Here is a 16,716-nt window from a genome sequence, read left to right on the forward strand (position 1 = left end):
CGAGTATTGGAATGACAGGGGTGCCCCTGAACGTATTGATCGTAAAAAAACGCTGAACTTGGTGCTGGCCAGTTGGAGCAACCGGTGTAGATGGAGTCCGGAATTAAGGTACTGAAGCCAGAGAGTGGGAACAACCGTTCGCCGGGCAAGAGCGATCATCGGCCACCTGACTGGCAAATGTCAAGTGCACTGCACAAATTAACAGCAATTTCACGCCAAACCGGCCACAACCGGCCGCTGGCGCCTCCCCCTGATGGGTTACTCCCTTCCATTAAAAGCCCGTGATGGCGATACTGGCGTATAACAACTTTTCAACGATTATGGAGCCCATCCATGAGCAGTGTACCCAGTACCGAAATGAAACCCCTGAACGTTGCCCTGCTGACCGTCTCCGATACCCGTGGGCCTGAACAGGACACGTCCGGGCAATTTCTGGAGGACAGCGTGGTCGAAGCCGGCCACAACCTGGTCGCCCGCCGGATCCTGCCGGACGACGTCTATCTGGTGCGGGCCTTGTTGTCCGGCTGGATTGCCGATTCACAGGTGCACGCAGTGATCATTACCGGTGGCACCGGCCTGCTTGAACGAGATAGCACACCGGAGGCGGTAAGGCCTTTGCTCGACAAAACCATCGAAGGCTTTGGTGAGGAATTCCGCCGCCTGTCAGCCGCCGAAATCGGATCATCAACCGTGCAGTCACGGGCGATGGCGGGAATGGCAAACCACACGGTGATCTTCTGCCTGCCCGGATCGACCGGCGCCTGCCGCACCGGCTGGGAAGGCATTCTCCTCAGTCAGCTGGACAGCCGTCACACACCATGCAATTTCTCGGGGCTGGTCTTGCGCAAACCCGAGAAGCCCATGCAGCGACTCAACGAAGTCATTGGACAGCGCGCCAAGCGCTGAGGCAGAAGACATCCCGATCGGAGTTAAGACTTGATGGCCAAGCCAAACCTCACGCCCCTGGAAGATGCCCTGGACCACTTGTTGTCGGAAGCACCGGTGGTTGCGCAGATTGAAACCGTCGCACTGGCCGACTCCCTGGGCCGGGTACTTGCCGAAAACCACTATGTGCCGGCCGACGTGCCGCCGGCTGACAACAGTGCGGTGGACGGATACGCCCTGCGCAAACAGGATCTGCATGGAGACCGGCCAATACCGGTCTCGGCCCGGATTCCGGCCGGTGAAGCGCCGAAGCCCCTGGAACCCGGCACCGCTGCGCGCATCTTTACCGGCTCAGAGATTCCCGAGGGCGCCGACTCGGTGGTCATGCAGGAGCGGATTGAGGTGACGGATGGGGGAATTCTGGTCCAGGCTACGGTCGACGAAGGTCAGAATATCCGGCGCCGTGGCCAGGACCTGACCCGGGGCGACCTTGCACTGGCAAAGGGGACAACGGTGCGCCCCAACGAGATGGGACTGCTGGCGTCCATGGGCGCTGCCCGGGTTGCCGTTCTGACGAGGTTAAAAGTGGCCATTCTGTCCACGGGAGATGAACTGGTAGAACCTGGCATGCCCCTCGGACCGGGACAGATCTACAACAGCAACCGCTTCACCCTGATGGGACTGCTTGCCGAAGCCGGCTGCGAGGTGGTGCTGTGCGAGACTCTGAGAGACAAGCGCGAGGCGACTCGGGAAACGCTGTTGCGTGCCGCGGAGTCTGCCGATCTGATTATCACCAGCGGTGGCGTTTCCGTGGGTGAGGAGGATCATGTGCGCGCGGTGCTGGAGGAATCCGGCGGTCTTTCGCTCTGGAAAATGGCGATCAAACCCGGCAAGCCCGTAGCTTTTGGCGCCATCGGCGGCACGCCGGTACTGGGACTGCCCGGCAATCCCGGGTCTGTGCTGGTCACCTTCCTTGTGGTGGGCATGCCCTATATCCGGAAACGCCAGGGTCGCAATCCCAAAGCTCTCTCGGGCGAGCGGATACCGGCCGACTTTACCATTTCCTCGGCATCGGTGCGCCGGGAGTTTGTCAGGGCCCGGAAGGAAACCCGGGGCTCGGACCCTGTGGTTGCCGCCTTCCCCAACCAGAGCTCCGGCATGTTGAGTTCTGCCTGTTGGGCGGACGGCCTGGCCGTGGTGCCCGAAAACACCACCGTAAGCCCCGGCGACCTGCTAACCTACTATTCGTTTGCGGAACTGTTGAGCTGACCATGAGTGATAACACGATTACGGTGCGTTTCTTTGCCCGCCTGCGCGAGGAACTGAAAACCGATCAGTTGACTATCGATGCCAGACCCGGGCTGACCGCCGGCGATGTACTCGCGGAGCTGGCAGATCAGGGCGGCCCCTGGAGCCAGCTGCAGGGCGACCAACCCGTGATGATCGCGATCAACCAGGCCATGGCCAAACCGGGCTTCGAGGTAAAAGCCGGCGATGAGCTGGCCTTCTTCCCGCCGGTCACCGGAGGTTGAAATGATTTCGGTCCAGTCTGAGGATTTTGATGTTGCCGAGGAATATGCCGCACTCCGTGACAGCGGGGCCGGCACCGGTGCCATTGCGACGTTTACTGGCCTGGTGAGGGACAGTGGCGACCTGCAGGGCGTCACGGGACTTTACCTGGAGCACTACCCCGGGATGACGGAACAGGTGATCCAGGGGCTTATTGATGATGCCTCAAAACGCTGGGATGTGCGCGAGGCCCGGGTAATTCACCGGGTCGGTCGGCTGGCGCTATGCGACCAGATTGTCTTTGTCGGGGTGTGCAGCGCCCACCGTGGAGACGCGTTCGCCGCCTGCGAGTTCATCATGGATGCCCTGAAGACGTCGGCGCCGTTCTGGAAGAAGGAAATTGCTTCGGACGGAGAGCACTGGGTAGAGCAAAAAGAGTCGGATCTGGCACGTTCCGAAGGCTGGGAGTAACAGCAATAAAAAAACCGCCCGCGAGCGTTTGCTCAGGGGCGGTTTTTGGCGACCTGACCGCAATCAGAGGTTGCTGTCCAGGAAGGCCGCCAGCTGGGATTTTGAGAGTGCGCCAACTTTCGTGGCGTCCACATTGCCGTTCTTGAACAACATCAGGGTCGGAATACCACGGATGTTGAACTTCGGCGGGGTCTGCTCGTTCTCGTCAATGTTGAGCTTGCAGACTTTCAGTTTGCCGTCGTATTCGTCGGCAATCTCTTCAAGCACCGGGGCAATCATCTTGCAGGGGCCGCACCACTCTGCCCAGTAGTCCACCAGAACGGGGACGTCGGACTGCAGTACATCCTGCTCAAAAGAAGCGTCGGTTACATTTACGATATTTCCGCTCATTACCTTTTCCTGATTCATGCACTACTGCTGCACATCGGCATGTCCCTTTCAGGGAATAACCTGCCGGGCACAGGTGCTGTTGACTGTCGCTGAAGGCTGTCCGGGTTATACGAACAACCTTTCACCCAAATCACGGTAAGACATACTTTACGCGATTGATCAGCCGGATGTGAAGCGGTAAGAACCGATCCAGGCCTGACCCTCGTCAAATGCGCGGTTTTCCGGTTACTGACAGGCCTGAGGGATTTCGCTTATAGTACCCCGCACGTTCATCTCAAAAGGATTCCGACCACGTGACGGCCGCATCCACCGCCGAAAACGCTGCCGCCTCATCCGAGGTACTCGCAGCCATCGACATGGGCTCGAACAGCTTCCACATGGTGGTTGCCAGACTAGTGCATGGGGAAATCCGGACCCTCGAGAAGATGGGAGAAAAGGTTCAGCTCGGAGCTGGGCTGGACCAATACAACCGGCTCACTGAAGACGCCCAGGAGCGGGCCCTCGCCTGCCTGGGACGCTTCGCTCAACGGCTCAAGGGCATGCCGCCAGAGGCGGTGCAGATTGTCGGCACCAACGCGCTTCGCGTGGCGCGCAATGCCCATCAGTTCATGGCCCGGGCCGAAGAAGCGCTGGGCTATCCGGTAGAGATCATTGCCGGCCGCGAGGAAGCACGCCTGATCTATCTGGGGGTTTCACATACCCTCTCCGACGACATCGGGCGTCGACTGGTTATCGATATTGGCGGTGGCAGCACCGAATTCATCATCGGCCAGCGGTTTGAACCCCAGGAGCTTGAAAGCCTGCACATGGGTTGCGTGTCGTTCCGTAACCGGTATTTCCCGGACGGCAAGATAACCAGGCGGCAGATGGACAAGGCAGTGACCCACGCAGAACAGGAACTGCTCAACATCCGCCAGCATTACCGCTCCGTGGGGTGGCAAAGTGCGGTGGGCTCATCCGGCTCGATCAAAGCCATTGCCAGCGTATTGGCGACCCTGAAGATCACCGACGGCACCATTACCCTCGCCGCCATGCAGGAACTTCGCAAGCGGCTGGTGGACATGGGTAAAACAGAAAAACTGGGAGATCTGGGCGTACGCTCGGACCGCCAGAGCATATTCCCGGCCGGATTTGCCATCCTGATGGGGGCATTCCAATCCCTTGGTATCAAGGACATGGCGTTCGCCGATGGTGCTCTGCGGGAAGGTCTGCTTTACGACATTGTCGGGCGAATCCAGCACGAGGATGTCCGTGAGCGAACCATTTCCGCGCTTCAGGAGCGTTACCACGTTGACCAGGAACATGGCGCTGCCGTTGAGGAAACTGCCGTGGCAGCATGGCGGCAGGTTGCCGACGCCTGGGCCCTGAACACCCCGGCAGATGAAGAAGTACTGCGCTGGGCCTGCCGACTGCATGAGATCGGCCTGACCATTTCCCATAGCCAGTACCATAAACACGGCGCCTACCTGTTGCGCTACTCGGATCTGCCCGGCTTCACCCAGCAGTTCCAGCGCGACCTGGCAACTCTCGTGCGCGGCCACCGGAGAAAATTCGCCTCGGCAATCTTCGAGGGCCTGGACCCGGAAGACATTGCCAGGCTGCGTTACCTCTGCGTGCTGGTGCGCCTGGCGGTTCTGATTCAACACCCACGCAACATGGAGCCGCCTCCGGCCTTCACCCTGACGGCACACAAGGACAAGTTGGTGCTGGAGTTTCCGTCAGGTTGGCTGGATGACAGGCCACTGACCCTGGCCGACCTGGAAAACGAACGGGACTATCTCGCCAAACAGGACTTTGTTCTGGAACTGAACGGCGGCTGAGCGCGCTCAGCCAGCCAACTCGGCCTCCAGGGACTCCACCTCTTCGCTGACTTCAAGCCACTGCGCCTCCACCTCTTCCAGGCGGGCGGTTGCGGTGGCCTGCTCCGCCAACAACTCTTTCAGACGGGTCTTGCCGCTGTCGTCGTAAAGGTCGGGTTCGGATAGCTGCTCTTCCAGAGCTGACAGCTTCTGCTGAAGCTGGTCCATTTCCTTTTCCAGCGCACTCTGTTTTTTACGGTAGGGGCTGAGTTTCTGGCGAAGAGCCGCCTCTGCCCGCTTGCGCGCCTTCCGATCTTCGGCACTCTCGCCCACCGCCTCAGCGGCCTCGGGCACCCCCTCCTGGCCGACCGGCACTCTCCTAGGTGCCTCGGTTTCGTCTTTCCGGCGGTCCGCCAGCCAACGCTCATAGTCTTCCAGATCGCCCTGGTACTCCGTTACCCGACCATCATTGACCAGCCAGAACTCGTCCACGGTGTTCCTTAGCAAGTGCCGGTCGTGAGAAACCACCACAATAGCGCCTTCAAAGTTCTGCAGCGCCATGGTCAGAGCCTGGCGCATTTCCAGATCCAGGTGGTTCGTGGGCTCGTCCAGCAGGAGCAGGTTGGGTCTCTGCCATGCGATCACGGCCAGCGCCACGCGGGCCTTTTCGCCACCGGAAAACGACCGGATGGCACTCAGGGCTTCATCGCCATGAAAATCAAAGCCACCAAGGAAATTCCGTATACTCTGCTCTGACGCCTTCGGGGAAAGCCGCTGAAGATGCAGGAAAGGGCTGGCATCCAGATCCAGGGACTCCAGCTGATGCTGGGCAAAGTAGCCGATGGCCAGATGCTCGCCACAGGTACGATCACCAGACATCAACGTGCCCTCACCCCGGAGTGCATCCATCAGGGTAGACTTGCCCGCACCATTGGGACCCAGCAGCCCGACCCTGCTGCCCGGCAACAGGGTCAGGTTAATGCTGTTGAGGATTGCAGTACTGCCGTGCCCGGCCTTGCCATTGCGTATCGACAACAGCGGATTGGAAACCTTCTCGGCCACCGGAAACTCGAAGCTGAACGGCGAATCGATATGGGCCGGGGCAATGCGCTCCATCCGCTCCAGAGCCTTGACGCGGCTCTGGGCCTGACGGGCCTTCGTGGCCTTGGCCTTGAACCGATCGATGAACCGCTGGATTTCGGCGATCCTGGCCTGCTGGCGTTCAAAACCGGCCTGCTGCTGGGCCAGACGCTCACTGCGCTGGCCCTCAAAGGCTGAGTAATTACCCGTATACAGTTCCAGGTTACGGCGATCGAAATGCACGACATGGGTAGCGACCCTATCCATGAAATCGCGGTCGTGGGAGATAAACAGCAGGGTACCGGGATAGCGCCGCAGCCAATTCTCGAGCCACAGACAGGCATCCAGATCCAGGTGGTTAGTGGGCTCGTCCAGAAGCAGCAGATCGGACGGTCGCATCAGGGCCTGGGCCAGGTTCAGGCGGATTCGCCAACCACCGGAAAACGCCGATACCGGCCGGTTCGCGTCCTCGTCCGAGAATCCCAGCCCGCGCAGCAAGGCCTCGGCCCGGCGGCCGGCGGACCAGGCCTCGTGCACATCCAGCTCACCGTGTATGCGGGCAATGGCATGATCGTCACCTGCGGCCTCGGCCCTGGCAAGTTCACCTTCCAGGCGGCGCAAATCCAGGTCGCCATCTAGAACAAAATCCCTCGCGCTGCGCTCGGTGGCTTCTACCTCCTGCGCCATGTGGGCAATCCGGCAACCACCCGGCAGAGAGACCGCGCCCTGCTCTGGCGCCAACTGGCCCAGCAAGAGCTGGAAAAGACTGGACTTGCCGGCACCATTGGCACCGACGATCGCGACACGCTGGCCGGGTTGCACCGTCAGGCTGACGGATTCTAGCAACCAGACGCCGCCCCGTTGTAAACTGAGATCGGTTATCGTTAACATGCTTTCATTTTATCAACGTAAAGTGTTCAGGGAAGGCACAGCGCCTATGTCGGTCCGCTCGGCGACCACCCCGGATTTTTCGACACCGCCGCTGGAACTTCCGGCAGATCTGGAACCGGACAACCCGCTCTGGCGTTTTGCCCTGGCGTTCTGGAAACGTCCGGATGTCCAGAACAGCTGCCTGGCGCTTCAGAATCAGGGCTGGAGCGTAACGCGGATTCTCGGTGCGGCCTGGCTTGCACTCTCTGGCAGGGTCTTCGCCGGGGTCGAGGACGCTACGGTAACAGAGTGGCGCGACCGTGTAACCGTTGCCCTCCGGAGCGCGCGGAAATCGCTGCCCGGCAGCGCCGACAACTGTCAGAAGCTTCGCACCGGCATCGCCGGCCTGGAGCTTGAAGCCGAACAGATTGAACTGGCCCTGAGCTGGCGAACGCTAATGACCATTAACCCGGAACACGCAGACATGCAGGGACGCGACGCACTGATCATCAACAATCTGTTTGCGGCAGCACCGACCTTACCCGTTGAGGACGATGCAAGGCCCTTGCTGAATACACTGGCCGATACTCTGGCCCACTTTCCCAAGGGAGACCATCAGCCATGATGATGAAATGGCTCATACGGCTCTCGTTCCCGGCTCTCGGGTTATTGCTATTGCTGATTTTCTTCGGTCTGAACGACCCGGAGCAGGTCTCCGAACCTGTGGCAGAGCACGAGCAGCCCGAGATTCCCGCGTTTGAAGGACTGGTCCCGTCCCCGATTCCCACCGAGGGCCCCGAAATCGTGTTCAAATGGCAGGATACCGACGGCAACTGGCACTACGCTGACCAGCCGCCCGAACAGGGCCGCTGGAACACCCTCGCTATCGAGCGACGTGACAAGGTCTTCCCCCGGATTCAGCCGCAGGAGCCGGAAACAGACTGGCAATCTCCCTACAGCGCACCTTTCTCCCTGGGTCCCTCAGCTGCCGGTACCAACGGCAGCTGAGCTGACACGTCCGGTTTCTTAACACATGTTCAGTGGCATCTGATGCCGGAACCCGTTACCTTCTGCGTTCTGACAAACACAACGCGGGGCCCTGCCCCAAGCACCGACGTTAAAGGATAATGCAATGAAGAAAACGCTCCTTGCACTGGCAGTGACCGGCCTCGTGGCCGGCTGTTCCACACCCCCCGAAGCCCCGGAACAACCGAAACTGGATTCCACCGATCAGAAGGTGAGCTATGGCATGGGCCTGGTTCTCGGTGAGCGCATGGGTAACGACCTGCCGAATCTGCAGATGGACCAGTTCCTCCAGGGCATCCAGCACGGCCACGCCGGCGATGAAGAAGCCAAGCGCATGAGCCGCGAGGAAATCCAGCAGGCTCTGATGACCTACCAGCAGCAGCTGCAGGAAGAGCAGGGCAAGCAGATGGAAGAATTGGCCCAGAAGAACCTGGATGCCGGCGAAGCCTTCCTTGCCGAGAACGCAGAGCGTGAAGGTGTGGAAACCACTGAATCCGGCCTGCAATACGAAGTACTTGAGCAGGGTGACGGCGAAAAGCCGGCAGCAACAGACACCGTTCAGGTGCATTACACCGGTGAACTGCTGTCCGGTGAAGTATTTGACAGCTCCCGCGAGCGCGGTGAGCCGGTTACCTTCGCCCTGAACCAGGTGATTCCCGGCTGGACCGAGGGCCTGCAGCTGATGAGCGAGGGTGCCCGTTACAAGCTCTACATTCCGTCCGATCTGGCCTACGGCCCCGGCGGCAACAGGGCGATCGGCCCCAACGAGACCCTCGTGTTTGATGTCGAGCTACTCGAGATCAACCCTGGCTCCGGAGACTAAGCGCCAGAACAGGCAGCTGTCAGTTCTGAGGCTGCCACACGAAAAAGCCCCAGCCGGCGATGCCGGACTGGGGCTTTTTTTTGATTCAGGGATTTCTCAGGCAGAGGCTACTTTGCCGGCATGGGCATTGTGCAGATGCTCGATCAGAAAATCCTCCATCTCGAACCGGGTCTCCAGAGTTTCACCCAGCTTCGACAATTCACCGAACAGTTCTTTGACATCCTCTTCGGACAAATCCCGGCCATCCAGCCGGTCATTGAAGTTAAGGGCAACCTCGGTGGTTTGCTCAATACGGGGATAAACCTTGGCAGCCAGCTCCAGCCCGCCATCGTTAAATTCCCGGGCCTCTCGCACCAACTGCTCGTAGATCTCGAAATGACCGGTAGACACGTAATCCACCAGAACTTCACACAGGCGTACGAATTTTTCTCTCAATGCTTCAGTCTGCGAGAAGTCGCTTTCTCCGGACAGGTCGCAGTAATGCACCAGAAGCTCCTGACGCTCCTTGAGCCAGCGATCAATCAGCTCGCTGACGCCGCCCCAGCGCTCCCTGGCATTTCGGCAATTTTCCAACATGACGCCTGTTCTCCGCTTGTCTTGACTACTTCTGTTTCGGTTTTGATTTTTATTAGGTTTGGATCAAGTTACCCCATGGCTGCGGTTCCCCGCAACCGTTTCAGCCTCGAATCCATTCCCGGGGTTTTTGCCGGCGAAACATCAAAACCAGACCGGTGATGACAAGCAGCGAGAAAAAGACAGCAGTCCAGCCGGGGATACTCAAACCCAGGAACCGCCACACTACTTCGGCGCAGTCTCCGGTACCCTTGAGTGCGGTAGACAGCACTTCAAACCAGGGCAGAACATCGAGCATGTAGTCAACCGAGGGCCCACACGCGGGCACCTGGTCTGCCGGCAAGCTCTGCAGCCACAGTTGCCGACCGGCGACGCCGAGCCCGGCTCCGGCGGTCAGTACCAGCAGGAAACCATAGATGCGAACACCGAATCCGGCGGGGCCATGGAGGAAGGCCAGGAAACTCACAAGACCGGCGCCCATGAAGCCAAAACGCTGTAACCAGCAAAGCGGGCAGGGCTCCAGCCCCATCACATGCTCCATATAAAAGGCCACACCCAGAAGCGCGGCACATACAAGGAAAATCAGCCCGAAAACCCATCTGCTGGTCAAAAGAACACCTCGAATCGTGAATTGAAACTGCAAGCGGCCACAGGGCCTGCTATTCTCGTCACTTAACCCTAAACCACGATCAACTTCAAGCCTATGACACGCCAGCCAAAATCTGTTCTGACGCTTCTTTTTCTATTGTTTGCAACGATCTCTTTGCCGGCCGTTTCCCAGGAAGAGGAAAATGCCGAAGAGGAGGTGGCTGAAGAAGAAAACAGCTTTACCGACTACATCAGCATGGATCCACCGTTCGTGACCCACGTGGGTACGCCCGGCAACAAGCCAACCTATCTGAAAGCCGCGGTCAGTCTGCGGGCAAACAGCGCGAGCGCACGGCCTGCCGTGGATGCTCACATGCCCCGATTGCGACACGAACTGGTCATGCTGTTTGGTGAGCAAACGGATACCGATCGCCTCACCTCAATGGAGGGCCAGGAGGCGCTGCGCGAAGAAGCCAAACAGCGAATCAATGCGGTACTGGAAGAGCAGCAGACCGGCGAAAGCATAGCCGGCGTGCTGTTTACGGAGTTTGTCGTGCAGAAGTGAAGCTGGAACCGGCCAGTGGTTCAGGCGATCCGCGAGAACAGATCATCTGACTGGTCGCGGTCATCACGGGCCACCTGATCGGCATCATCCCAACCGGCTTCCCAGGCCGCAATAACGACGTCACCACGATAGGGGCAGCGGGATTTGTCCATGCCCATGTTGGCCGCCATATAGCCCTGTCGGTAAGCCTTGTTCAGGGCTTCCACGTCCCAGCCGAGTTTGATATCCCTTGCCATCGCAATCCCCTCCCGATCCTGATGTTACAAAAATTAACAGCCGGACCGGAGGGAGACAAATCTTTGTTCAGTTTCTGTGCGTCAGGTCCGCAGACTCCTCCTGCGACGCCTCCCGAACCCAACGTTCAAGAGCGCAGGTACTGTTCCAGAAACTCGCTGAACGACAGGGTATCGGCGCTTTCCATGTCGGCCTGCTCGGTCAGGGATTCTGACGTCATAGCCTCAAACGCGCGGCGCACATCATCACCAAGACCTTCCTGCCTAAGGCTCTGCTGATGCTGCCGCGCCATTTCCATACCCCACTCCCGGTGACCCAGGCCAGAGGAACGCATGGCATCGAGAACCCGGGCAGACGGCACGGTCCATTCACCGGTCAACACTTCGCGCTGGGCGGCAAGGGCGTTGCGGTAGGTGTCATCACCCCGCCAACTATCGAGCAGTTCCGCAAGGGGCTCCAGCTGCGACAGAATGTCGTTCGCAGCGTCGGATACCGGGGTACGATGCCCACCACGGCAAAGCGCCAACTCTCGATAACGCCCATTGGCGACCACATCCTTGTAGTTGTCATCCAGGCGTTCACATTCGGCATCGCCAATTCGGGGAGAGTCTGCTAGCAGGCAGTCCAGCAGGAACAGATCCAGAAAATCGATCTGGGCCTCGTTCACACCAACCGGCGAGAAGGGATCAAGATCCAAACATCGCACCTCAATGTACTCCACACCCCGGGCTTCGAGGGCCTGGATGGGCTTTTCCTCACGCTGCGTCGTGCGTTTGGGGCGCACCGCGCTGTAATACTCGTTCTCGATCTGCAGTACGCTGGTGTTGATCTGGATGAACTTGTCGCCCCGGCGGGTGCCGATCGACTCATACGCCGGCCAGGTGGTGTGAATGGCTCGATCCAGAGTCTGGGTGTAGGTGCTCAGCTCGTTGAAACAAATATTCAGGGATGCCTGTGCGTTGTTGTGGTACCCAAGATCGCCCATCCGCAACGAGGTTGCGTACTCACCGAACCAGGTGCGTTCATCAAATCGGGAGAGATCATGGTTCACGCCGGCTACAAAGCTGGCATCCAGAGCGGGCGAAGCACCGAACAGCAACATCAGCAGCCAACTGCGGCGGCGGAAATTGCGAATTAGCCAGAAATACTGGTCCGACTTGAAGTCTTTCAGGCTTTGCTCGTTGCCCAGCAATTCCTGCCACTTGTGCCAGAAACTGTCGGGCAGGGACAGATTGTAGTGGGCGCCCGCGATGCTCTGCATCATACGGCCGTAGCGCACAGCCAGTCCCTGCCGGTAAACATGCTTGAGTTGGCCAATATTGGAGCTGCCATACTCGGCGATGGGGATACTCGGGTCACCATCCAGCTCACAGGGCATGCTTGTCGCCCAGAACACTTCGTCACCCAGGTTCTGCTGCACAAACGTGTGGATATCCCGCAGCGATTTCAGCATGCCTGCCGTGCTGTCGAACACCGGCGTAATCAGCTCCAGCAAGGCCTCTGAATAGTCGGTGGTAATCCTCGGATGGGTAAGCGCCGACCCCAGGGCTTCGGGGTGCGGAGTCTGGGCGATGAAGCCGTTGCGATCCACCCGCAGCCCTTCTTTTTCGACACCCTTGAGGAAACCATCCCAGTCGCTGGCAGCGAACTGACGAAATACGGAATGGCGGGATTCAGCCATGGTCGACTCCTGCTGCGGCCGGCTTGCTCTTGTGCATAACCGGCCGGTGAAAAGATTGTAAACCCGTCAGCTGTCCTTGCGCGCCGAGGCAAGTGCCTGGGCCAGCGCACCAGCCATGGCGCCCTGTGGGGATTTCTGACCGGAACCGCCATTACCGGCATTCCGGTTTCCGCCCTTGCGGCTGGCTCCGGAGCGGTTGGCAGCCATTGGCTTGCCTTCGTTTTTCTCGCCAGGCTGATCGTCCATACGCATGGTCAGGGCAATTCGCTTGCGCGGGATATCCACGTCCATCACCTTAACCTTGACGATATCCCCGGCCTTGACCACTTCTCGGGGATCCTTGACGAAGGTGTGGGACAGCGCGGAAATGTGCACCAGGCCATCCTGATGCACACCAATATCCACAAACGCGCCAAAGTTGGTCACGTTGGTCACCGACCCTTCCAGCACCATGCCGGGTTTGAGATCGCTCAGGGTTTCGACCCCTTCCTCAAAACTTGCGAACCTGAATTCCGGTCGCGGATCCCGCCCCGGTTTCTCCAGTTCCGAGATGATGTCCTTGATAGTCGGCAAACCGAACTGTTCTGTTACGTAATCCTGGGGATTCAGACCACGCAGGAACGAGGGATCGCCGATGATATCGCCCACTTCGCGATTATTTTTCCGGGCGATGGCCTCGACCACGCCATAGGCTTCCGGGTGCACGGAGGACCGGTCCAGGGGGTTCTCGCCGCCGGCAATACGCAGAAAACCCGCCGCCTGCTCGAACGTGCGGTCCCCGAGACGGGTGACCTTGAGCAGCTGTTTCCGGTTGCGGAACATGCCGTTCTGGTTGCGGAACTCAATGATGTTCTGGGCGATGGTCTGGTTCAGGCCCGAGACCCTTGCCAGCAGTGGCGCTGACGCGGTATTCAGATCCACACCCACGCCGTTTACGCAGTCTTCCACTACGGCATCGAGGCTTCGTGACAGCTGCACCTGGGAAACGTCGTGCTGGTACTGCCCCACCCCGATGGATTTCGGCTCGATTTTCACCAGTTCGGCCAGCGGATCCTGCAACCGGCGGGCAATGGACACCGCGCCGCGAATGGTGACATCCAGATCGGGCAGTTCTTTTGAGGCGAACTCGGAGGCTGAATAGACCGAAGCACCGGACTCACTGACCACGATCCGGGCCAGCTTCAATTCGGGGTAACGCTTGCTGAGGTCGCCGACCAGCTTCTCCGTTTCCCGGGAAGCGGTGCCATTACCAATGGCCACCAGCTCGATCTTGTACTCCCGACACCAGGCCGCCAGCTGCTCAATCGAACGGTCCCACTGGTTCTGGGGTGCGTGAGGGAAAATAGCACCGTGGCCGGCCACCTGGCCTGTGCCATCAATAACAGCGACTTTCACCCCGGTACGCAGGCCGGGGTCCAGGCCCAGAGTCGGGCGCGGACCGGCCGGTGCCAGCAGCAGTAGATCCTTGAGGTTGGCGGCGAACACGTTGATGGCTTCGGTTTCTGCCGCTTCGCGGACCTGTGCCATGAGATCGGTTTCAATCTGGGTGGAGAGTTTCACCCGCCAGGTCCAGCGAACCACCTCCGAGAGCCATTTGTCGGCAGCACGACCATTGTCCCGGATATTCCAGCGAGCGGCGATGCGCTGCTCGGCCGGGTGGGGCGCACGGCGGTCATCCTCGGCATCACCAACAACAATCGTGTAACCAAGAACGCCCTCGTTCCTGCCCCGAAGGATGGCCAGGGCACGGTGGGACGGAACTTTCTTAAGCGGCTCAACGTGGTCGAAATAATCACGGAACTTGGCCCCCTCGTTTTCCTTGCCTTCCACCACGGTGACTTTCAGCTGGCCTTCCTGCCAGATAAAGTCCCGCAGGCTGCCCAGCAGCTCGGCATCCTCGGCAAACCGCTCCATCAGAATGTAGCGGGCGCCATCCAGGGCAGCCTTGGTATCTTCCACGCCGGCTTCTTTGTTCAGGTAGCCCTGGGCAGTGGTTTCAGGATCGAGAGTCGGATCATCATAGAGGGCGTCAGCCAGCGGCTCCAGACCCGCCTCGCGGGCAATCTGGGCCTTGGTCCGGCGCTTGGGCTTGTAGGGCAGGTAAAGATCTTCCAGACGGTTCTTGGCATCCGCCTCGTTAATGCTGGCCCTGAGCTCGTCGGTCAGCTTGCCCTGCTCCTCGATGCTCTTGAGGATGGTGGCACGACGGTCTTCCAGTTCCCGCAAATAGCGCAGACGTTCTTCCAGGTTCCTCAGCTGGCTGTCGTCCAGTGAGCCTGTGATCTCTTTCCGGTAGCGGGCGATAAACGGAACGGTCGCGCCCTCGTCGAGCAGGGCGACGGTGGCATTAACCTGTTGCTCGCGGACACCGAGCTCGTCGGCGATACGCCTGGAGATACTGTTCATGCAACCTCTGTCTGATGCTTTGCCAATAAACCAGCAAAGGTACAGCGGCTTACTGCTGCAGGCAAGCGGCCTCGCCCCGCTTGTTCAGGAATTGCACAAGATCGGCCCAGGGCATGGGGCGGGCGTAGTAATAGCCCTGGATTTCATCGCAATGCTGCTGGCGCAGAAACTCCAGCTGGCCTTCGGTTTCCACACCTTCGGCCACCACACTGATCTGCAGGCTGTGGGCCAGGCTGATGATGGCCCGAATGATGTGTTCGGCGTCTGCCGAATTGCCCAGCTCCTGCACAAACGACTTGTCGATCTTCACCAGTGAGATGGGCAAATGCTGAAGATTGCTCAGGGAGGAAAAGCCGGTCCCAAAATCATCGAGGGCAAAGCTGATACCCAGCTGATTCAGTTCACGCAGGCAGCGCTGGGCATACTCGGGGTCGTGCATCATGGCGCTCTCGGTGAGCTCCAGCTCCAGCAGGCTGGTGTCCACGTTGGCGTTGAAGATGATGCGGAAAATGGTTTCGGTCATCTTGCGGTCGTGAAACTGCCGGAACGACAGATTGACGGCGAACACCAGGCCGGGAAAGCCGAGCTCGGCCGACTCCTGCAAACGCTTACAGGCCTGCTCGATGACCCAGTAACCGATGGGCACGATCAGTCCGCTGCGCTCGGCCACCGGGATGAATTCGTCCGGCCCCACCAACCCCCGCTCCGGATGATTCCAGCGCAGCAGGCATTCCACGCCCCGAACCTCCTCGGTGGCCAGATCAATCCGGGGCTGGTAGTAAAGCTCCAACTCCTTGCCCCGCAGGGCATTGCGCAAATCCGCCTCCAGGCGAAGCTGGTAACCGGCGGAAATGTGCAACTGCCGGTCGTAGAAGCGGTAGCTGGTACCCGGGTCCCGCTTGGCTTCAAACATGGCACGATTGGCCCGACGCAACAGATTTTCGGCGCTATCGCCGGCTTCCGGGTAGGTAGCAACACCAAGGCTGACACTCACCACGACGGTCTGGCCATCAATGGTAACCGGCTCATCAAGGGCGCTGACCACCTTGCGGATAATCTGGGTGATATCCAGGGAGTCTTCGACCTTTTCAACAATAATAGCCAGCTCGTCACCGCCAATGCGCATCAGCGAATCCACGCGTCGGAGGGAATGTCGGAGCCGCTCTGCCAGTTTCATCATCAACTGGTCACTTTTCTGATAGCCAAACGACTCGTTGATGCTGCGGAAATCATCAATATTGAGGTGCAACAAAGCCAGACGGTGGCCCGCGCGTTCGGCACGCAAAAGCGCTTGCTGAAGCCGATCGAAGAACAGGTCCCGGTTGATAAAACCGGTGGCGACCTCGCGGCCCAACTGACCATGAGCCGATTCCGACAACTGACCCCGGTACCAGAGGCACTTTACCGCACGACGGAAGTTCCAGTGGTCCAGGTTCTGGCGACTGAGATAATCAGCGGCGCCCGAAGCAAGTAATTCGGGCGCCCGTTCCCCGGGAAGCTCGGCACTCAGGGCCAGTACCGGCTTTTCATTGCTGGCGACGGCCAGGTACTGCAGGAAGGAGGCTTCAGACCCACCGTGGAACACGCAATCCCATACGATAAGATCAAAACTGGCGTTCCGGATCAGATCATCGCAATCCACCAGATCCGGGCACCAGGTTGCGTCCGCACTGATTTCGACGTCACCCGCCAGGAGAGCATTCAGCCAGAGAAAATCAGCGTAATCTGGTGTCAGAACCAAAAGGCGCAACTGTCCGGGCCTCACGGTTTCCAGTGGCAGTGTCATCTAGCAGGATCCATTTATGCGTGAACAACC

17 protein-coding genes are annotated in these 16,716 nt (G+C 59.3%); 9 read left to right on the forward strand and 8 right to left on the reverse strand.

The genetic code is table 11. From position 1 onward, the window contains the following. Positions 1-333: 333 nt before the first annotated feature. Genes moaB through KYE_RS01980 form a run of 4 tightly spaced genes read left to right on the forward strand, consistent with a single transcriptional unit; the run spans position 334 to position 2,865 of the window. Entirely contained in the window at positions 334-906 is a 573-nt protein-coding gene (moaB, locus tag KYE_RS01965) for a molybdenum cofactor biosynthesis protein B (protein WP_008169892.1), read from the forward strand. Between the two features lie 33 nt (positions 907-939). Continuing rightward, positions 940-2,154, forward strand: a complete 1,215-nt coding sequence (gene glp, locus KYE_RS01970) for a gephyrin-like molybdotransferase Glp (protein WP_008169894.1) — start codon at positions 940-942, stop codon at positions 2,152-2,154. 2 nt (positions 2,155-2,156) lie between these two features. After that, entirely contained in the window at positions 2,157-2,417 is a 261-nt protein-coding gene (locus tag KYE_RS01975; protein WP_008169896.1) for a MoaD/ThiS family protein, read from the forward strand. A 1-nt stretch (position 2,418) separates the two neighbouring features. Next, positions 2,419-2,865 carry a molybdenum cofactor biosynthesis protein MoaE gene (locus tag KYE_RS01980; protein WP_008169899.1) on the forward strand — a complete coding sequence of 149 codons (447 nt, stop codon included), beginning with the start codon at positions 2,419-2,421 and terminating at the stop codon, positions 2,863-2,865. 63 nt (positions 2,866-2,928) lie between these two features. On the opposite strand, the gene trxA is transcribed toward KYE_RS01980, so the two are convergent. Beyond that, complete coding sequence (gene trxA, locus KYE_RS01985; RefSeq protein WP_008169901.1) at positions 2,929-3,255, reverse strand: thioredoxin TrxA; 327 nt, start codon at positions 3,253-3,255, stop codon at positions 2,929-2,931. A gap of 293 nt (positions 3,256-3,548) precedes the next feature. On the opposite strand from trxA, the gene ppx reads away from it, so the two are divergent. Further along, positions 3,549-5,075, forward strand: a complete 1,527-nt coding sequence (ppx, locus tag KYE_RS01990) for an exopolyphosphatase (RefSeq protein ID WP_008169902.1) — start codon at positions 3,549-3,551, stop codon at positions 5,073-5,075. A gap of 6 nt (positions 5,076-5,081) precedes the next feature. Here ppx and KYE_RS01995 read toward each other — a convergent pair whose 3' ends face one another. Then, entirely contained in the window at positions 5,082-7,025 is a 1,944-nt protein-coding gene (locus KYE_RS01995; RefSeq protein ID WP_050898233.1) for an ATP-binding cassette domain-containing protein, read from the reverse strand. A 46-nt stretch (positions 7,026-7,071) separates the two neighbouring features. On the opposite strand from KYE_RS01995, the gene KYE_RS02000 reads away from it, so the two are divergent. The 3 genes from KYE_RS02000 (at position 7,072) to KYE_RS02010 (ending at position 8,853) form a co-directional block, all read left to right on the forward strand. Then, positions 7,072-7,629 carry a TIGR02444 family protein gene (locus KYE_RS02000; protein ID WP_008169909.1) on the forward strand — a complete coding sequence of 186 codons (558 nt, stop codon included), beginning with the start codon at positions 7,072-7,074 and terminating at the stop codon, positions 7,627-7,629. Next, a complete protein-coding gene (locus KYE_RS02005; RefSeq protein WP_008169912.1) occupies positions 7,626-8,012 on the forward strand; it encodes a DUF4124 domain-containing protein in 387 nt (128 codons plus the stop codon). Before KYE_RS02000 ends, KYE_RS02005 begins: the two co-directional genes overlap by 4 nt. Before the next feature lie 124 nt (positions 8,013-8,136). Continuing rightward, a complete protein-coding gene (locus KYE_RS02010; RefSeq protein WP_008169914.1) occupies positions 8,137-8,853 on the forward strand; it encodes an FKBP-type peptidyl-prolyl cis-trans isomerase in 717 nt (238 codons plus the stop codon). Positions 8,854-8,949: 96 nt separating this feature from the next. Here the strand turns inward: KYE_RS02010 and KYE_RS02015 are convergent, their stop codons facing one another. After that, complete coding sequence (locus KYE_RS02015; protein ID WP_008169916.1) at positions 8,950-9,429, reverse strand: Rsd/AlgQ family anti-sigma factor; 480 nt, start codon at positions 9,427-9,429, stop codon at positions 8,950-8,952. 100 nt (positions 9,430-9,529) lie between these two features. Beyond that, on the reverse strand, positions 9,530-10,036 hold the full coding sequence (locus tag KYE_RS02020) for a disulfide bond formation protein B (protein ID WP_008169918.1): 507 nt from the start codon (positions 10,034-10,036) through the stop codon (positions 9,530-9,532). A 93-nt stretch (positions 10,037-10,129) separates the two neighbouring features. Between KYE_RS02020 and KYE_RS02025 the strand changes: the two genes are divergently transcribed. After that, positions 10,130-10,579 carry a flagellar basal body-associated FliL family protein gene (locus KYE_RS02025; protein WP_008169920.1) on the forward strand — a complete coding sequence of 150 codons (450 nt, stop codon included), beginning with the start codon at positions 10,130-10,132 and terminating at the stop codon, positions 10,577-10,579. A 20-nt stretch (positions 10,580-10,599) separates the two neighbouring features. On the opposite strand, the gene rmf is transcribed toward KYE_RS02025, so the two are convergent. The 4 genes from rmf to KYE_RS02045 form a co-directional block, all read right to left on the reverse strand. Then, positions 10,600-10,815 (reverse strand): ribosome modulation factor, encoded by a 216-nt coding sequence (gene rmf, locus KYE_RS02030; RefSeq protein ID WP_008169923.1) that lies wholly within the window; start codon positions 10,813-10,815, stop codon positions 10,600-10,602. A gap of 125 nt (positions 10,816-10,940) precedes the next feature. Then, positions 10,941-12,494: a glutamate--cysteine ligase gene (gshA, locus tag KYE_RS02035; protein WP_008169925.1), complete on the reverse strand. Its 1,554-nt coding sequence runs from the start codon at positions 12,492-12,494 to the stop codon at positions 10,941-10,943. Between the two features lie 66 nt (positions 12,495-12,560). Next, positions 12,561-14,900 (reverse strand): Tex family protein, encoded by a 2,340-nt coding sequence (locus KYE_RS02040; RefSeq protein ID WP_008169926.1) that lies wholly within the window; start codon positions 14,898-14,900, stop codon positions 12,561-12,563. A 49-nt stretch (positions 14,901-14,949) separates the two neighbouring features. Continuing rightward, complete coding sequence (locus tag KYE_RS02045; protein WP_008169927.1) at positions 14,950-16,686, reverse strand: putative bifunctional diguanylate cyclase/phosphodiesterase; 1,737 nt, start codon at positions 16,684-16,686, stop codon at positions 14,950-14,952. Between the last annotated feature and the right edge of the window lie 30 nt (positions 16,687-16,716).

This window comes from Marinobacter manganoxydans MnI7-9 (assembly GCF_000235625.1).
GTDB lineage: Bacteria > Pseudomonadota > Gammaproteobacteria > Pseudomonadales > Oleiphilaceae > Marinobacter > Marinobacter manganoxydans.